Raw genomic sequence first — 12,479 nt, forward strand, 5'->3', positions numbered from 1 at the left:
ACTAGCGGCTACCGGTGCCGGTGAACCGGATGATGTTATTGGGAAATTCCCGCGAGGCGACTTCACCCCGGAAGTCTTTCGCCACCTGCAGGATGGTGTCGCTGACATGCGCGTACTGCTTGGAGAACGGCGGCCAGTAATCCCCCAGCCCCAAAGCATCGTTGATGACCAGCACCTGGCCATCGCAGTCCGGGCCGGCGCCGATACCGATTGTGGGGATCCGCAGTTCGGCGGTAATGCGGGTGCTCAGGTCGTAGGGCACGTGCTCGATCACCACCATGAACGCGCCGGCATCCTGGATATCCCGGGCTTCGTCGGCAATGCGTTGGGCGTCTTCGCTGGTGCTGCCGACCTTCTTGAAGCTGGTGGCCGTTTGCGGCGTCAGGCCGGTGTGGCCGACCACGGCAATGTCATGGGCCACAAGGTGGGCAATCACATCCAGTTTCGGCCCCTCCAGCTTGATGCTGTCGGCGCCGGCTGCAATCAGCCGCCGGGCGTGGATCAGGGCCGTGGCCGGGTCTTTGTCCGTCAGGTACGGCAGATCACCGATAATATGCGTGTCCTTCGCACCACGGCGCACCGCACCGATGTGATACTCCATATGCTCGATGGTCACATCCCGGGTGCTGTCGAAGCCCATCTCTACCATGCCGACGGTATCGCCGACCAGGATCACAGGTACGCCCGCCTGCTCGATCCCGCGGGCCACCGGGCAGGTATAGGCGGTCAGCATGGTGATTGGCTCAACGCCCTTCATCGCCTGAAAATCTGTGGGAGTCTGTTTCATTGGTTGCTCCTTTCTCCGTTAAGCGCCGTTTCGACGCACTCTCTTGAGAACCTGTTGCAAAGGCTCAGGGGCGTAGGTTGGGCTGACGCAGGAAGCCCAACAATAAGCGGGCAACAGACGTTCCCGTTATCCCGGACATGCTTGGAATACGGCTATTTACAACCCACTTGGCGACCATTGGATTGGATGAGATCGGCCGCAAACCCGGCTTGTTGGGCTTCCTGCGTCAGCCCAACCTACGGCGCTCACAACGCTCCTACAATACCTTCATAGGCTTGAGACTGGCCTCACCTTACGACCCTTCACTCAAATATGGAACCTCTCGATACAGGCCAAATCATTCGCCCCCTTAGCGGCCCTGTTCGCTATGCTCGTCAGGCTGGCATCGCGATTGAGCAATCTGAGTCAGGATTGGCCGGCACCGCTCGGGCATAGTGGCGCCCGATTGAGGAGATTTGGCAGTGAATGGATCAAAGGCATCGGCCTACGCCGCGCGTTTCAACACGGTGTTTCGGTTTATCGACGAACACCTGTCCGAGGACCTGTCCCTGGAACGCCTGAGCCGGGTCGCGCATTTCTCGAAGTACCATTTCCACCGGCAGTTCTCGCTGTACGCCGGTACGAGTGTCGCCCGTTACATCCAGCTGATGCGACTGCGACGGGCGTCCTATCGCCTGGCGTTTATGGGGGACATGTCGATCATCGAGATTGCGCTGGAAGCGGGGTTCGAGAATCCGGAATCGTTTTCCCGGGCCTTCAAGACCACCTTTGGTCAGACGCCCTCCCAATTCCGCAAAGTCCCGGCCTGGCAGCCGTGGAACGAGCGGTTTCAATTGCCCCAAAGAGAGCGGAGACAACCTATGGACGTCAAGATTATTGAATTTCCCGAAACCCGTGTGGCAGTGCTTGAGCACCGGGGCTCGCCGGCCCTGGTCAACGAGTCCGCCGCCCAATTCATCGAATGGCGCAAGCAGACCGGCCTGTCGCCGGTAGCCACCAGCGAGTCGATCGGCCTGGCCTGGGACGATCCCAACGCCACACCACCGGACGAGTTCCGGTTCGACATCTGCGGATCGGTTACCAAGCCCGTACCGGAGAACGAATTCGGCATCATCAACAAGGTGATTCCGGCCGGTCGCTGCGCGGTGGTTCGCCATTTCGGTTCCCACGACCGGATGACCGAACCGGCCTATTACCTGTACCGGGAATGGTTGCCGGAAAGTGGTGAGGAGTTGCGGGACTTCCCCCTCTTCTTCCACTACCACAACCTGCTCCAGGATACGCCGGAGCACGAACTGGTGACCGACGTGTGCCTGCCGCTGGTGTGAACCGACTGAAACGGCCTTCTCCCGTTCGTGGCGAAGGCCGCTTTCCGGCGCTATAGATGCTGCAGCACGTTCACGATCTTGCCGAACGGATCGCGCACGAAAAAGCGCCGGACACCCCAGGGCTCCTCGACCGGGCCGTAGTCGATCGGGATGTTGGCCGCATGGACCCGCTCCAACACCTCGCCCAGATCATCCACTTCGATCGACAAGTCCGGCACCAGCGTTCCGGAGCCGCCTTCCGATGCCACACCGAGTTGAACCGACATGGACTCGCCGGAGCCGTAGGTCCGCAACCAGCCGTGGTCCATGATGATGTCCAGCCCAAAAATGGTTTCGTAGAAGGCCGCCGCTTTGGCGGGATCATCCGTCGCGATGTTGGGCACGATGCGTTTTACTTTCATGAGATCAGTCCTTTGACAATGGGTGGATGGACTATGGCGTAACGGTACCGACGAAGATAATCGACGCCGGTTGGTACGTGGCCGGATCCAACGGCTCTCGGATGTCGACCAGGCGAAAACCACGGTCAACAAACAGATCCACCCAGCTCGCCAGGGTCCGGAAATACCAGGGCGCCGGGTCCACAAACGAGGGGTCGAAGCCATCCCAGGAGCCGTCCCGCCAACCGTCTTCATAGGGTTGATCGCCGCATGCGGCGACCGGGTGCAGGGTCTGGACGATGAACGCCCCTGTGTTGCTCAGCAGCTGAGGGACGCTGGCAAATACGGTTTCGACCGACGTGTCTCCCAGCAGGGAGAAGTTGCAAACGACGGCGTCGAAGGCCTCCGACAACGAGCCATCGCCCAGGGCTTCGTAGGTCTTCACGCGAAAATCGCCGCCGCCCGCCGCCTGGGCCTGCCCCACCAGCGCCGGTATGGCATCGACACCCACCACGCGCTCAACGTCGGCTGACAACGCCCGGCACAACCAGCCTTCGCCGCAGCCCACGTCCAACACGGACCGCGGAGAACGCTGCAACACGGCATCCACGATGGCCTGGTTGGTCACGCGCTCCCGGCTGGCAATCTGCGCGCCCCGAACGGCCTCCGTCCAGGGCTCGGCGTTCTTGCGCCAGGAATCGATGATCTTGGCATCGCTGTGGGGGTTCATGCACCGCGTTCCGGCTTCGATTCCAACAGCGCCTTCAACGAGGCCAGATCCGCCTCCACGGCTTGTCGATCTGCATCAAACTGATCCTCGGTCATGTCGTCCCGACGAAACAGGGTGAAGATGAATTCGCTCCCTTCGCCATTGGGCACAACGCGCATCGGGTTATGGACCGTCACGCCGGAATCCAGCGTGACGTCGTGGTCCATTACGCCAAAGTCGTTGGTTCTGGCGAAGCGGATGGTCACCCGGCCAAACGGCGCGTCGACCACCCAGTCTTCGCCAGACGGGCGCACGTCAGAGCGGGCCAGCCCCGCGGCCCACTGCGGCAGGTTCCGGGGATCCGAGGCAAAGGCATAGACAGCCTCCGGAGGCCGGGCAATGTAGGTGCTCACGTGACAGACAGCCTGCATACCGTTCTCCTTCCGATGACGCGCCCTTTCAGGCCTCACGAGCTTGCGCGTCTATGGCGGCACAGAAGGCCTTCAGTCCCGACAGCAACGCACCCGACAACGCAGCATCGGACTGTATGCCGCGCCTGTCCAGCTCGCTGCCCAGCAAAGGCAGAGACACGTGCGCCTCTTCAACCAAGTATCCTGACATGGTCGCAATCACTTCCTTCAGGGCGGCCTGGGCGTGGCCGGCCCGAGGCGACGTGTTGATCAGCATCACCGGTTTGAAGGGAAACTCGGTACCGCTCACCAGCCAGTCCAGCGCGTTTTTCATCGGGGCGCTGATGCCGTGGGCGTATTCCGGGCTGGCGATGATCAGCCCCGAGGCCTCGGCCAACTGCGCCTTCAGGTCGTCCAGCGCCGGGATCCAGTCGTCTTCCAGATCCGGGTTGAACAGGGGCAAGTGGCCGATTTCGCCAATCACAATGTCCACATTGTCCGGCGCCAGCGCCCGCAGCGCCTTGATCGCTGCCGTGTTGTAGGAGCGCTGACGCAAGCTGCCTGACAACGCCAGTAAACGGTACCCTTCCATCGCGTATCCTGTGTGATCAGCCGACCTGGGCCTCGCCTTCCATCGCCGCCGGATCCATCCAGAAGGCCTCCCAGACGTGGCCGTCCGGATCGGCCAGGCTGCGGCCGTACATGAATCCCAGATCCTGTTTCGGGTTGATATCGGCCGTGCCACCGCTTTTCGCGGCCGACTGGCTCAGCGCATCGACCTCATCCTTGCCGTCGCAGGCGAGGGCCAGCATCACTTCGCTGGACGTGGCCGGCGGAATCGGACGATCGGTGAACGTGCGCCACTTATCGTGAGTCAGCAGCATGACAAAAATCGACTCGCTCCACACCATGCAGGCGGCCGTCTCGTCGGTAAACTGCGGATTATTCTCGAACCCCAGGGCGCTATAAAACGCCATGGACGCGGGCAAGTCGGCGACTGGCAGATTCACAAAGATCATACGGGACATAATAATTTCTCCAGTTTATCCATCAGACAACAGCCTCATGCTGTTCTTCACTGGTCGGATGGCCCCGCGCCTTTTCGACAGACTCCGGAAAAATGGCAGCGACCCGTTTCGGTTCTAGCATCGATGGGTGACTTTGACGTAAAACGTAGGCCACACCTGCCCGTCTTTCTAATACGGAATCCACAACTTGGTCATTCCGCTAATCGGATACCACCCCGACTACTTGCGAACGGTGCCCTTTCGCGGGCGGCCGTATAGCGCCCTCAGCTCGTCCTTCGCCGCTTCAAGAACCTCACGCTGCGACTCGGGCATGTTCTTCCCGGCCCGGTTCAGATAGAACGTCAGCATCGACATGGCGGAGCGATAGGGATCCGACTTGCGTTTCTGACTGTCTTCAGCGGACTGTTTCAGGGATAGCGCAATGGCCTTCGGGTCCTTGAGCGTAAACACGCCCTCTTCCAGATCCAGGGCATCGCTGGATTCGGTGACCCGCTGGGACCAGCTCTCGGTGGCCGCCTGTTGGCCCCGTTTCTGAGACTCAGACATCTCACCGCCCTCCGTGTTCGGATGAATTGGCTCCCAGCCGTCAGCGTAACGGTTCCAGACGCTCCCGATGAAGCCCTGCCCAACGCTACAGATCGAAAAACAGACCGACGGTCTGCACCTCGCCGTCCAGATCCGACAGGTACAGGTGCCAGAGAATATCCTCATCCGCATTCTCATATCGCACTCGCCAGAGCACGAGATGCTCTTTGACCTTCGCGAAATGACCGAGGTAGTCGATCGACCGTACGTTGCCGAACGACTCAAGATTGGCCGCCGCCTCTTCGAACTCTTCCTGCGGCACCTTGCCCCGGATGGTGGGCACCTGGGCCAGCAGGTGGTCGTAGTCTGAATTCAGGTGGGCGGTAATTATCTGTTCAATGATCGGTCGGCCGATGGCCTCCGCGTTGTCGCTCGTGATCAGGCGTTCCATGCTCGTGTCTCCTGTTTTGACGTAAAGAAATGAGTGTCACAACCGGTGTGTGGCGCCACCAGCGAAGTGTGCCCTGACAACATCCGGGTGGAGAATATGAAGTAGCATCACAGCGTCGTATTCCCCACCGTAAGATACCCGATCACATCGAAAGCACCTCAATTTTGACGTTGATCAGCCCCAACGAGGTGTTCGCAATGCGACGGAATGCGGATTTGGAGAGATCAATGATGCGACCCGATACGAACGGCCCACGATCGTTGATTTCGACGACGACGCTTTTACCGTTTTGGACGTTGGTGACTTTGACGGTCGAGCCGAACGGCAACGTTTTATGGGCTGCAGTAAGGCGCTCGTGCTTGTAGATGTCCCCACTGGCCGTCTTTCGGTTTTGCAGGCTGTCCGCGTAATACGAGGCTTGCCCTGTTTCCGTATAGCCCACGCGGTTGCCGCCAGCCCCGGATTGGACGGTCGAACACCCTGCCATCAGAGTGAGGACCGCAATAGCCCATATCGTTCTTGGAGTGAATGCCATGATGTGAGTCTTTGACGATGGTCAGGTGGGACCTATCCTGGCGGCGACGGCGGGCAATGACGAGTTAAAAACAGGTTAGAGAACAGTCTCGTCGTGATGAACACTGCTCTCAAACCGAGTCAGGATCTCCCGGACGTCCTCAGGCACGACCGCATGATCAACGGGGTCGCCGGCAAATTGTTTCACCGCTTCCATGGATTCAAACCAGACGAAGGCCCGTTCAAGACACGCGGGGCTTGTCCTACTTTGCGTTCCACTCATAGACGGTCACAATCGACGAACCGGAGGTGTGCACCGGATCGCGGAACGCCAAAGCCTCGGCCTCTTCCTTACTGGCCGCCCGGATCAGGTAGGCACCGCCGGATTTGTCGGTAAACGGGCCGGCGAGCTCCAGCTTGCCCTGCTGGCGAAGGTCGTCAAGGAAAGCATAGTGGGCATCGATGACGCCCGGGTCGAATTCCGGGGTACGAAAAGTGGTGACCAGGTAGAACATGGTATTGGCTCTCTTGGGTTGTAAATCGGTGCAAAACACGGCTGGAATAAGATCCTAAACCTTCCTGCCACCGCTGGGCTCTGCAATCGCATCGAAGTCGACCAGGTTCCAGGGCCGTGCCTTGCTGCGATAGATGCGCTTCTTGAGGTCGGGGTAGTCGGCCATATCGTGGTCCCGGCGTTCGCCGACAACAATGCACTTTAGCACCGCGTCGCCGTTGTTCCGCAGCGCATGGGCCTCGCCGCCGGCCCGATAGCCGATAAAATCCCCGGCGCTCACCTGCACGGTCTCTCCGCCAATCCGCGCCTCCGCCGTGCCTTCCAGGATGTAGACGCACTCATCCTCATCATAGTGCCGGTGAAATTCCGTAGACTCCCGACCCGGCTGCACTTCGATGATGTGAAAACCGAAGCCAGTAATGCCGGTCAGATCGCCAAGGGACTTGTTGGTCCGCCTGGCGTTGTCATTGAGGAAATGGGTTTTCTCGATACCTTCGAACTGTTCGATATCGGCTTTGGTGAGGTGGTATTTGTCCATGGTGTTTGCCTGTTGTTCGATGAAGCAAGCCGCCTCCCGGACGATCCTGACCTGCTTCCAGTCTCGCCCACACGGGCCAACCTACAACGCTAATTCCAACCAAACGGTTTAGGGTCTGTTTGCTCAAGGAATTCCTCTGACAGCCCAGCCAATAAGGATTCATCGGCGAGCCCTCTAGCCCTCATGGCCGTCAATTGCATCGCAGCCCTTGATCGACTGTGATAATCGAATATGAGCGCCATCTCTTTGTCTCGATTTTGAACGAGCTTGTACAGAAGAAGATAGCGATTGTGGACATGCTCTTCCGTGTTCGATATGACCTCTTCGAACTCTTCAAGCGCTTGGCTACAGAAGCGTTCGATGGCTTTCTCCTTGATCACTTTGAACTTCTTCCAATCACTCTCTTTCATGGGAACCTCACGTCTTTAACGGTCGACATGAGCAGCGACTGCCGGCAGGCGAAGTCCGCCAGCAGCGGGCGTCCGCTCAATGGAGGAATTAGGCGTCGCTCAGTTCGCCCGGAGCTGCGCCTCGATAGCCGCCTTGTCGATGACGGACCATACCTGGACGATTTTTTCGTCGCGGAACTCATAGAAGACGTTCTCGGCAAAGGACACCCTCCTGCCGTAAACATTCAGGTCAAGAAACCGCTCCGTTGGCGTACAGTCATAGGCTAGGAGTGTCCACTGCACCGGGGGAAGTCCAGCGCGAACTTAATGGCTTGGTTAGGCATTCCCGTGCTCGAATCTTATACCCATCGTCATTGGCGGAAATACGTGCCTGATTACAATTTTGCTACCGTTCTCTAGGGCTACGATGTATTGATTTATAACATCCTCTCCCAAGCAATCAGTTTGAAGCACTGCCTCCACCCTCATCGGAAGGCAAAAGATCTTGAAGATTGACGGCAGATTCACTGCTTCTATCTCTTTCAGCGATAACCCGAGACTTGGGTAACGACCCTCAATTTCTACCTCACACGGCTGGACCAAGAAAATCGATTGGTCGTCAAAGACCAAATTGAGGTCATAGCAAATCAGAAAGCCTTCATTGGTGTCGTCCTGCCAGGCAGGATGAACTTTGTCGTGGTTTTTCCCAACACGAATTTCCACAAGGCACATTCGATTAAAACCAAAGATCTCGGTCATAGGTATGCCTAACGCCCTGGCTTTGCGGCGTGCCGGAGCGCCAGCGGAGGCGCGTCCGGCAATAGCCAATGGTTAAGCTGCATCGAAGTCCAGGGGATGAATTTCATCAAGATTGACCGTATTGCGAGCCACCCACAGATCGTACATATCCTGCATCGCCAACCAGCTTTCAGGTGTACGCCCGAGAACCTTGGATAGTCGCAGAGACATTTCCGGGCTAACACCGCTATCCCCTTTGAGCAGACGAGACAACGTAGAGGGTGAAACCCCCAGACTGGAAGCGAGCTGACGGGAACTGAGACCGAAAGGCTCAAGGTAGACGTCCCGAATGAACTCACCCGGATGCGGTGGATTATGCATAGTCATTAGTGATAATCCTCATAATCAAGAATGTAGGCGTTGCCGTCTTGAAATTCGAACGTCATGCACCAATTTCCGTTAACCCGAATCGACCACCGCCCCTTGTCTTTCCCCTTCAATGGATGAAGCCGAAAGCCTGGGATGTCCATGTCGTCCACCGAAGTAGCAGTATCCAAAGCAGCCAACTGCATACGCAGTTTCTTGGCGTGATCCGGCTGGATGCCAGATGTGTTGCCAGTCGAGTAGAACCGTTTCAGTCCTTTGTGACGGAATGATTTAATCATGAGGCAATTCTAGCACGTTGCGCATCACGCAACAAAAAGGCTTAACGCCTGGGCTCAGCGGCCGATTTGGAGGCGCACCGCGCCGGAGAAGCGGTCCGCTGCAGCCCCTGGTTAAGCGATTTCGGTGTTCTCACAATAGTTCGGTCCCAAACTCGAACTGGCTTGGCACTTTGGTGGACCGTTTCATAAGAACGTCCGTCCCTTCGAATACAGCCTTTATATCGTCAATGAGCTGATCATTGGCCTTAGCTCCAAAAATTATTGACGATATAGGTAATGGTTGCGGAGCTGGAAAACCTCCCTCGGGAGAGACAAACCTCCACTCCTTTTCGTAGGACCAGTTTCGCTCTTTCCTACCAAACATTTCGAACAACCGGCGGCCTTCCGTGGAAAGCGACAACAACCTGAGATCTACCTCTGGGTAATCATCAACGTAACGAACCCGAAAGAAATACTCGCAGTTCTGGTGTAGATCGCCGCTGTCAGTTCGTAATTTATACTCTATACAAAAACCCGAAGATTCAGATGCGTAATGTGCCCACATCTGAGGACTCCCACAGCTTTCACTCAGGCTATAAACACCAACGTTTCCATAAAACTGCTTTGCTTTTTCAGCCTCCTTTCGATATTTCTCTTCGACTTCCGGCGAATGACGATTTTCGTGCTCAGTTGTGCCTAGCCCGAAAGGTATAAAGGCAGGTGAACCGGAGGCGTCATGGATGACCATAGGAGTATGGACGCCATGCATTCTGATAGCCTGATCAATGAGAATATCTAATTGGCCATCATGCGGGTCATTCATATCCTCAAATTTAGGAAGCCAGATATTACCATTTCTAAGGTTTTCAATGTCTCGCTTTGAACCAGAGCGGAATTTGTATAAATATTCCGGATACTCTTCAGCCATAGCTTTCTCATCGATTCAGATTGCTTAACAGCAATTAGACCGCGTTCCGTGATATTGAATATACGAGCGTTCGGTATAACATCCCGGATCGACGGCCCCAGCGCTTCCTCTTTATCCAACCTGAACAACAGCTTAGCCAGTCTCCGGCCTCACCGCCATGCAATATCGTGACTTCTTCTTTTCGTGCATCCAATATCCCGTCTACTGACGCCGCAACGATGCCATCCACTCCAACACGCCTTCACTCGCCGTCTTCCGGATCACCCTGGCCCGGGACACGCTCGCCTCCCCCGGATCGATCACGGTGATGGGGACGTCGAAGTCCACGCAATCGACCAGCCCGGCCGCCGGGTAGACCTGCAGCGAGGTGCCGACAATCAGGAGCTGGTCGGCGGTACTGACGACTTCGGCGGCGGTTTCGATCATGGGGACGGTTTCGCCGAACCAGACGACGTGGGGGCGCAGTTGGCCGCCGCGTTCGCAGGTGTCACCAATATGGATGTCGTTGTAGCCGATGTCGTAGAGGCGGTTCTCGTCGCGGACGCTGCGGGCCTGGGTGAGCTGGCCGTGGAGATGTACCACGCTGGTAGAGCCGGCGCGTTCGTGTAGGTCGTCGATGTTCTGGGTGACGATGGTGACGCGGTAGTCGTTCTCCAGATCCGCCAGCGCGTGGTGGGCCGGGTTGGGCTGGGCATCTTTCAGTTGGCGGCGGCGGTCATTGTAGAAGCGCAGGACCAGCTCGGGATTGCGCTGGAAGGCTTCGGGGGTGGCGACGTCCTCAACGTTGTGCTTTTCCCAGAGGCCGTCGTTGTCGCGGAAGGTGGCGATGCCGCTTTCGGCACTCATGCCGGCGCCGGTGAGGACGACGATGTGTTGTTTCATGGAGGTCTCCGGAATGCTTGGCTTTCCGGGGACTTTAGCACTTGAGGGCCTGGGCGTGGAGTCGTGGGCAGGCACTGTGATGCGGTTCGCGAGGCTCACCGACATCCTGCAGGAATTAGGCGGCGGATGGGGCTTGGCCATCCACCGCCACGGTGTTACAGGTCGAAAATCTTGCCCGGGTTAATGATCCCCTTGGGATCGAACACCTGCTTGATGCCCTTGAGGTAGGCGATCTCCGCTTCACTGCGGGTGTATTGCAGGTAGGGCTTTTTGGTCATGCCCACGCCGTGCTCGGCGGAGACGCTGCCGTTGTAGCGTTCGACGATCTCGAACACCCACTTGTTGACCTGCTGGCACTTCTCGAAGAAGTCTTCCTTGGCCATGTCCTCGGGCTTGAGGATGTTGAGATGCAGGTTGCCGTCGCCGATGTGGCCGAACCAGATGATTTCGAAATCCGGGTAGTGCTCGGCGACCACGGCGTCGATTTCCTGCAGGAAGCCGGGCACCTTGGAAACGATCACGGAAATGTCGTTCTTGTAGGGCGTGCGCGGGGCGATGGATTCGGAGATGCCTTCGCGCAGCATCCACAGATTCTTGGCCTGGGTCTCGCTCTGGCTGATGGCGCCGTCCAGTACCCAGCCATTTTCGACGCACTGTTCGAACAGGCTCATGGCCTCGTCCATCACCTGATCGGAGACGGCTTCAAACTCGAGCAGCGCGTAGTACGGGGCTTCGGTCTCGAACGGGGCCTGCACCTGGCCGTGGGCCAGCACGTGCTGCATGGCCTGGTGCGAGAAGAATTCGTAGGCGGTCAGGTCGATCTGCTTCTGGAAGGTCTGCAGAACGTCCATGGTGTTGGTCAGGTCGTTCAGGCCCAGGACCAGCACGGTCAGGTTGTCCGGTTTGCGGGTCAGCTTCATGGTGGCTTCGGTAATGAAGCCCAGCGTGCCCTCGGCGCCGATGAACAGGTGGCGCAGGTCGTAGCCGGTGTTGTTCTTTTCCAGGTCCTTGTTCAGTTCCAGGATATCGCCCTTGCCAGTGACGACGGTCAGGCCGGCGACCCAATCACGGCTCATGCCGTAACGGATGACCTTGATGCCGCCGGCGTTGGTGGACAGGTTGCCGCCCAGCTGGCTGGAGCCGGCGGAGGCAAAGTCCACCGGGTAGTAGAGCTCGTTCTCTTCGGCGAAGTTCTGCAGCTGTTCGGTGATGACGCCCGCCTGGCAGTGAACCGTCCGGTCGCTGGCATTGAAGTCGAGGATCTGGTTCATGTAATCGAACGCCACCACCACTTCACCGTTGGCAGCCACGGCGCCGGCGCTCAACCCGGTCCGACCGCCGGAAGGCACCAGAGCGATCTGGTTCTCGTTAGCGAAGCGGACGATGGCCTGCACCTGCTCGGTGGTCTTGGGGAACACGATCGCCACCGGCTTGGGCGCGTAGATCTTGGTCCAGTCCTTGCCGTAGGTGTCGAGGTCGGCGGGATCGGTCAAAACCTTGCCGTCGTCAACGAGGGATTTGAGGGCGTCAACAATCTGGTCGGGCGTCATGGCACTCTCGGTCGCACTGTCGGATTACAGGGGGCAATGGACGGTGGCGGCCCAGGGTGAAAGCGCTTGCGCGAGCGGCTTCACAGCCTGATGACTGACGTCACCGAACACAATGTACAAACGGGTGATTATGGTATCATACCCGCCCTGTTCTGCGACCCTGCC

Annotated in this window: 19 protein-coding genes and 1 pseudogene; 1 reads left to right on the plus strand and 19 read right to left on the minus strand. The window is 57.9% G+C overall.

Annotated features, from left to right (window positions below; translation table 11 throughout):
• Position 1: 1 nt before the first annotated feature.
• A complete protein-coding gene (panB, locus tag J3364_RS06715; protein ID WP_349557603.1) occupies positions 2-787 on the minus strand; it encodes a 3-methyl-2-oxobutanoate hydroxymethyltransferase in 786 nt (261 codons plus the stop codon).
• A 461-nt stretch (positions 788-1,248) separates the two neighbouring features.
• On the opposite strand from panB, the gene J3364_RS06720 reads away from it, so the two are divergent.
• Complete coding sequence (locus J3364_RS06720) at positions 1,249-2,115, plus strand: AraC family transcriptional regulator (RefSeq protein WP_349557604.1); 867 nt, start codon at positions 1,249-1,251, stop codon at positions 2,113-2,115.
• Positions 2,116-2,165: 50 nt separating this feature from the next.
• Here J3364_RS06720 and J3364_RS06725 read toward each other — a convergent pair whose 3' ends face one another.
• The 18 genes and pseudogenes from J3364_RS06725 to J3364_RS06810 all read right to left on the minus strand — a co-directional run bounded on the left by J3364_RS06725 (position 2,166) and on the right by J3364_RS06810 (position 12,314).
• Positions 2,166-2,516 (minus strand): VOC family protein, encoded by a 351-nt coding sequence (locus J3364_RS06725; RefSeq protein WP_349557605.1) that lies wholly within the window; start codon positions 2,514-2,516, stop codon positions 2,166-2,168.
• A gap of 31 nt (positions 2,517-2,547) precedes the next feature.
• The gene (locus J3364_RS06730; RefSeq protein ID WP_349557606.1) at positions 2,548-3,225 is read right to left on the minus strand and encodes a class I SAM-dependent methyltransferase; all 678 of its coding nucleotides are present in this window, start codon (positions 3,223-3,225) and stop codon (positions 2,548-2,550) included.
• Entirely contained in the window at positions 3,222-3,635 is a 414-nt protein-coding gene (locus J3364_RS06735; RefSeq protein ID WP_349557607.1) for an SRPBCC family protein, read from the minus strand. The genes J3364_RS06730 and J3364_RS06735 overlap by 4 nt, the downstream gene beginning before the upstream one ends.
• Before the next feature lie 28 nt (positions 3,636-3,663).
• A complete protein-coding gene (locus tag J3364_RS06740; protein ID WP_349557608.1) occupies positions 3,664-4,206 on the minus strand; it encodes an NADPH-dependent FMN reductase in 543 nt (180 codons plus the stop codon).
• Between the two features lie 16 nt (positions 4,207-4,222).
• Complete coding sequence (locus J3364_RS06745; protein WP_349557609.1) at positions 4,223-4,642, minus strand: VOC family protein; 420 nt, start codon at positions 4,640-4,642, stop codon at positions 4,223-4,225.
• 219 nt (positions 4,643-4,861) lie between these two features.
• Positions 4,862-5,188 carry a DUF3175 domain-containing protein gene (locus tag J3364_RS06750; protein WP_349557610.1) on the minus strand — a complete coding sequence of 109 codons (327 nt, stop codon included), beginning with the start codon at positions 5,186-5,188 and terminating at the stop codon, positions 4,862-4,864.
• A gap of 85 nt (positions 5,189-5,273) precedes the next feature.
• Positions 5,274-5,618: a hypothetical protein gene (locus J3364_RS06755; protein ID WP_349557611.1), complete on the minus strand. Its 345-nt coding sequence runs from the start codon at positions 5,616-5,618 to the stop codon at positions 5,274-5,276.
• Between the two features lie 142 nt (positions 5,619-5,760).
• The gene (locus J3364_RS06760; RefSeq protein WP_123632694.1) at positions 5,761-6,153 is read right to left on the minus strand and encodes a septal ring lytic transglycosylase RlpA family protein; all 393 of its coding nucleotides are present in this window, start codon (positions 6,151-6,153) and stop codon (positions 5,761-5,763) included.
• 241 nt (positions 6,154-6,394) lie between these two features.
• Complete coding sequence (locus J3364_RS06765; RefSeq protein WP_349557612.1) at positions 6,395-6,646, minus strand: YciI family protein; 252 nt, start codon at positions 6,644-6,646, stop codon at positions 6,395-6,397.
• Between the two features lie 54 nt (positions 6,647-6,700).
• Entirely contained in the window at positions 6,701-7,183 is a 483-nt protein-coding gene (locus tag J3364_RS06770; RefSeq protein WP_349557613.1) for a cupin domain-containing protein, read from the minus strand.
• An 89-nt stretch (positions 7,184-7,272) separates the two neighbouring features.
• Positions 7,273-7,593, minus strand: a complete 321-nt coding sequence (locus J3364_RS06775) for a hypothetical protein (protein WP_349557614.1) — start codon at positions 7,591-7,593, stop codon at positions 7,273-7,275.
• Between the two features lie 99 nt (positions 7,594-7,692).
• A pseudogene (locus tag J3364_RS06780) lies at positions 7,693-7,860 on the minus strand (ester cyclase); the annotation flags it as partial.
• Positions 7,861-7,908: 48 nt separating this feature from the next.
• Positions 7,909-8,331 carry a hypothetical protein gene (locus J3364_RS06785; protein WP_349557615.1) on the minus strand — a complete coding sequence of 141 codons (423 nt, stop codon included), beginning with the start codon at positions 8,329-8,331 and terminating at the stop codon, positions 7,909-7,911.
• Between the two features lie 72 nt (positions 8,332-8,403).
• A complete protein-coding gene (locus tag J3364_RS06790; protein ID WP_349557616.1) occupies positions 8,404-8,697 on the minus strand; it encodes a HigA family addiction module antitoxin in 294 nt (97 codons plus the stop codon).
• Positions 8,697-8,975 carry a type II toxin-antitoxin system RelE/ParE family toxin gene (locus tag J3364_RS06795; protein WP_349557617.1) on the minus strand — a complete coding sequence of 93 codons (279 nt, stop codon included), beginning with the start codon at positions 8,973-8,975 and terminating at the stop codon, positions 8,697-8,699. Before J3364_RS06795 ends, J3364_RS06790 begins: the two co-directional genes overlap by 1 nt.
• A gap of 130 nt (positions 8,976-9,105) precedes the next feature.
• Positions 9,106-9,882: a DUF2971 domain-containing protein gene (locus J3364_RS06800; protein ID WP_349557618.1), complete on the minus strand. Its 777-nt coding sequence runs from the start codon at positions 9,880-9,882 to the stop codon at positions 9,106-9,108.
• Positions 9,883-10,083: 201 nt separating this feature from the next.
• Positions 10,084-10,764 carry an SIR2 family NAD-dependent protein deacylase gene (locus J3364_RS06805; RefSeq protein WP_349557619.1) on the minus strand — a complete coding sequence of 227 codons (681 nt, stop codon included), beginning with the start codon at positions 10,762-10,764 and terminating at the stop codon, positions 10,084-10,086.
• A 155-nt stretch (positions 10,765-10,919) separates the two neighbouring features.
• On the minus strand, positions 10,920-12,314 hold the full coding sequence (locus J3364_RS06810; protein WP_349557620.1) for a D-2-hydroxyglutarate dehydrogenase: 1,395 nt from the start codon (positions 12,312-12,314) through the stop codon (positions 10,920-10,922).
• Between the last annotated feature and the right edge of the window lie 165 nt (positions 12,315-12,479).

This window comes from Marinobacter sp. NFXS9 (assembly GCF_040148665.1).
GTDB classification, from domain to species: domain Bacteria; phylum Pseudomonadota; class Gammaproteobacteria; order Pseudomonadales; family Oleiphilaceae; genus Marinobacter_A; species Marinobacter_A mangrovi.

What these genes read in the sequence shown, in the direction of transcription:
- J3364_RS06790 (WP_349557616.1), bottom strand. Translation starts at nt 8,697, where the DNA reads ATGACTATGCATAATCCACCGCATCCGGGTGAGTTCATTCGGGACGTC.
- J3364_RS06785 (WP_349557615.1), bottom strand. Translation starts at nt 8,331, where the DNA reads ATGACCGAGATCTTTGGTTTTAATCGAATGTGCCTTGTGGAAATTCGT.
- J3364_RS06740 (WP_349557608.1), bottom strand. Translation starts at nt 4,206, where the DNA reads ATGGAAGGGTACCGTTTACTGGCGTTGTCAGGCAGCTTGCGTCAGCGC.
- panB (WP_349557603.1), bottom strand. Translation starts at nt 787, where the DNA reads ATGAAACAGACTCCCACAGATTTTCAGGCGATGAAGGGCGTTGAGCCA.
- J3364_RS06775 (WP_349557614.1), bottom strand. Translation starts at nt 7,593, where the DNA reads ATGAAAGAGAGTGATTGGAAGAAGTTCAAAGTGATCAAGGAGAAAGCC.
- J3364_RS06795 (WP_349557617.1), bottom strand. Translation starts at nt 8,975, where the DNA reads ATGATTAAATCATTCCGTCACAAAGGACTGAAACGGTTCTACTCGACT.
- J3364_RS06750 (WP_349557610.1), bottom strand. Translation starts at nt 5,188, where the DNA reads ATGTCTGAGTCTCAGAAACGGGGCCAACAGGCGGCCACCGAGAGCTGG.
- J3364_RS06730 (WP_349557606.1), bottom strand. Translation starts at nt 3,225, where the DNA reads ATGAACCCCCACAGCGATGCCAAGATCATCGATTCCTGGCGCAAGAAC.
- J3364_RS06745 (WP_349557609.1), bottom strand. Translation starts at nt 4,642, where the DNA reads ATGTCCCGTATGATCTTTGTGAATCTGCCAGTCGCCGACTTGCCCGCG.
- J3364_RS06725 (WP_349557605.1), bottom strand. Translation starts at nt 2,516, where the DNA reads ATGAAAGTAAAACGCATCGTGCCCAACATCGCGACGGATGATCCCGCC.
- J3364_RS06800 (WP_349557618.1), bottom strand. Translation starts at nt 9,882, where the DNA reads ATGGCTGAAGAGTATCCGGAATATTTATACAAATTCCGCTCTGGTTCA.
- J3364_RS06760 (WP_123632694.1), bottom strand. Translation starts at nt 6,153, where the DNA reads ATGGCATTCACTCCAAGAACGATATGGGCTATTGCGGTCCTCACTCTG.
- J3364_RS06735 (WP_349557607.1), bottom strand. Translation starts at nt 3,635, where the DNA reads ATGCAGGCTGTCTGTCACGTGAGCACCTACATTGCCCGGCCTCCGGAG.
- J3364_RS06805 (WP_349557619.1), bottom strand. Translation starts at nt 10,764, where the DNA reads ATGAAACAACACATCGTCGTCCTCACCGGCGCCGGCATGAGTGCCGAA.
- J3364_RS06765 (WP_349557612.1), bottom strand. Translation starts at nt 6,646, where the DNA reads ATGTTCTACCTGGTCACCACTTTTCGTACCCCGGAATTCGACCCGGGC.
- J3364_RS06770 (WP_349557613.1), bottom strand. Translation starts at nt 7,183, where the DNA reads ATGGACAAATACCACCTCACCAAAGCCGATATCGAACAGTTCGAAGGT.
- J3364_RS06755 (WP_349557611.1), bottom strand. Translation starts at nt 5,618, where the DNA reads ATGGAACGCCTGATCACGAGCGACAACGCGGAGGCCATCGGCCGACCG.
- J3364_RS06810 (WP_349557620.1), bottom strand. Translation starts at nt 12,314, where the DNA reads ATGACGCCCGACCAGATTGTTGACGCCCTCAAATCCCTCGTTGACGAC.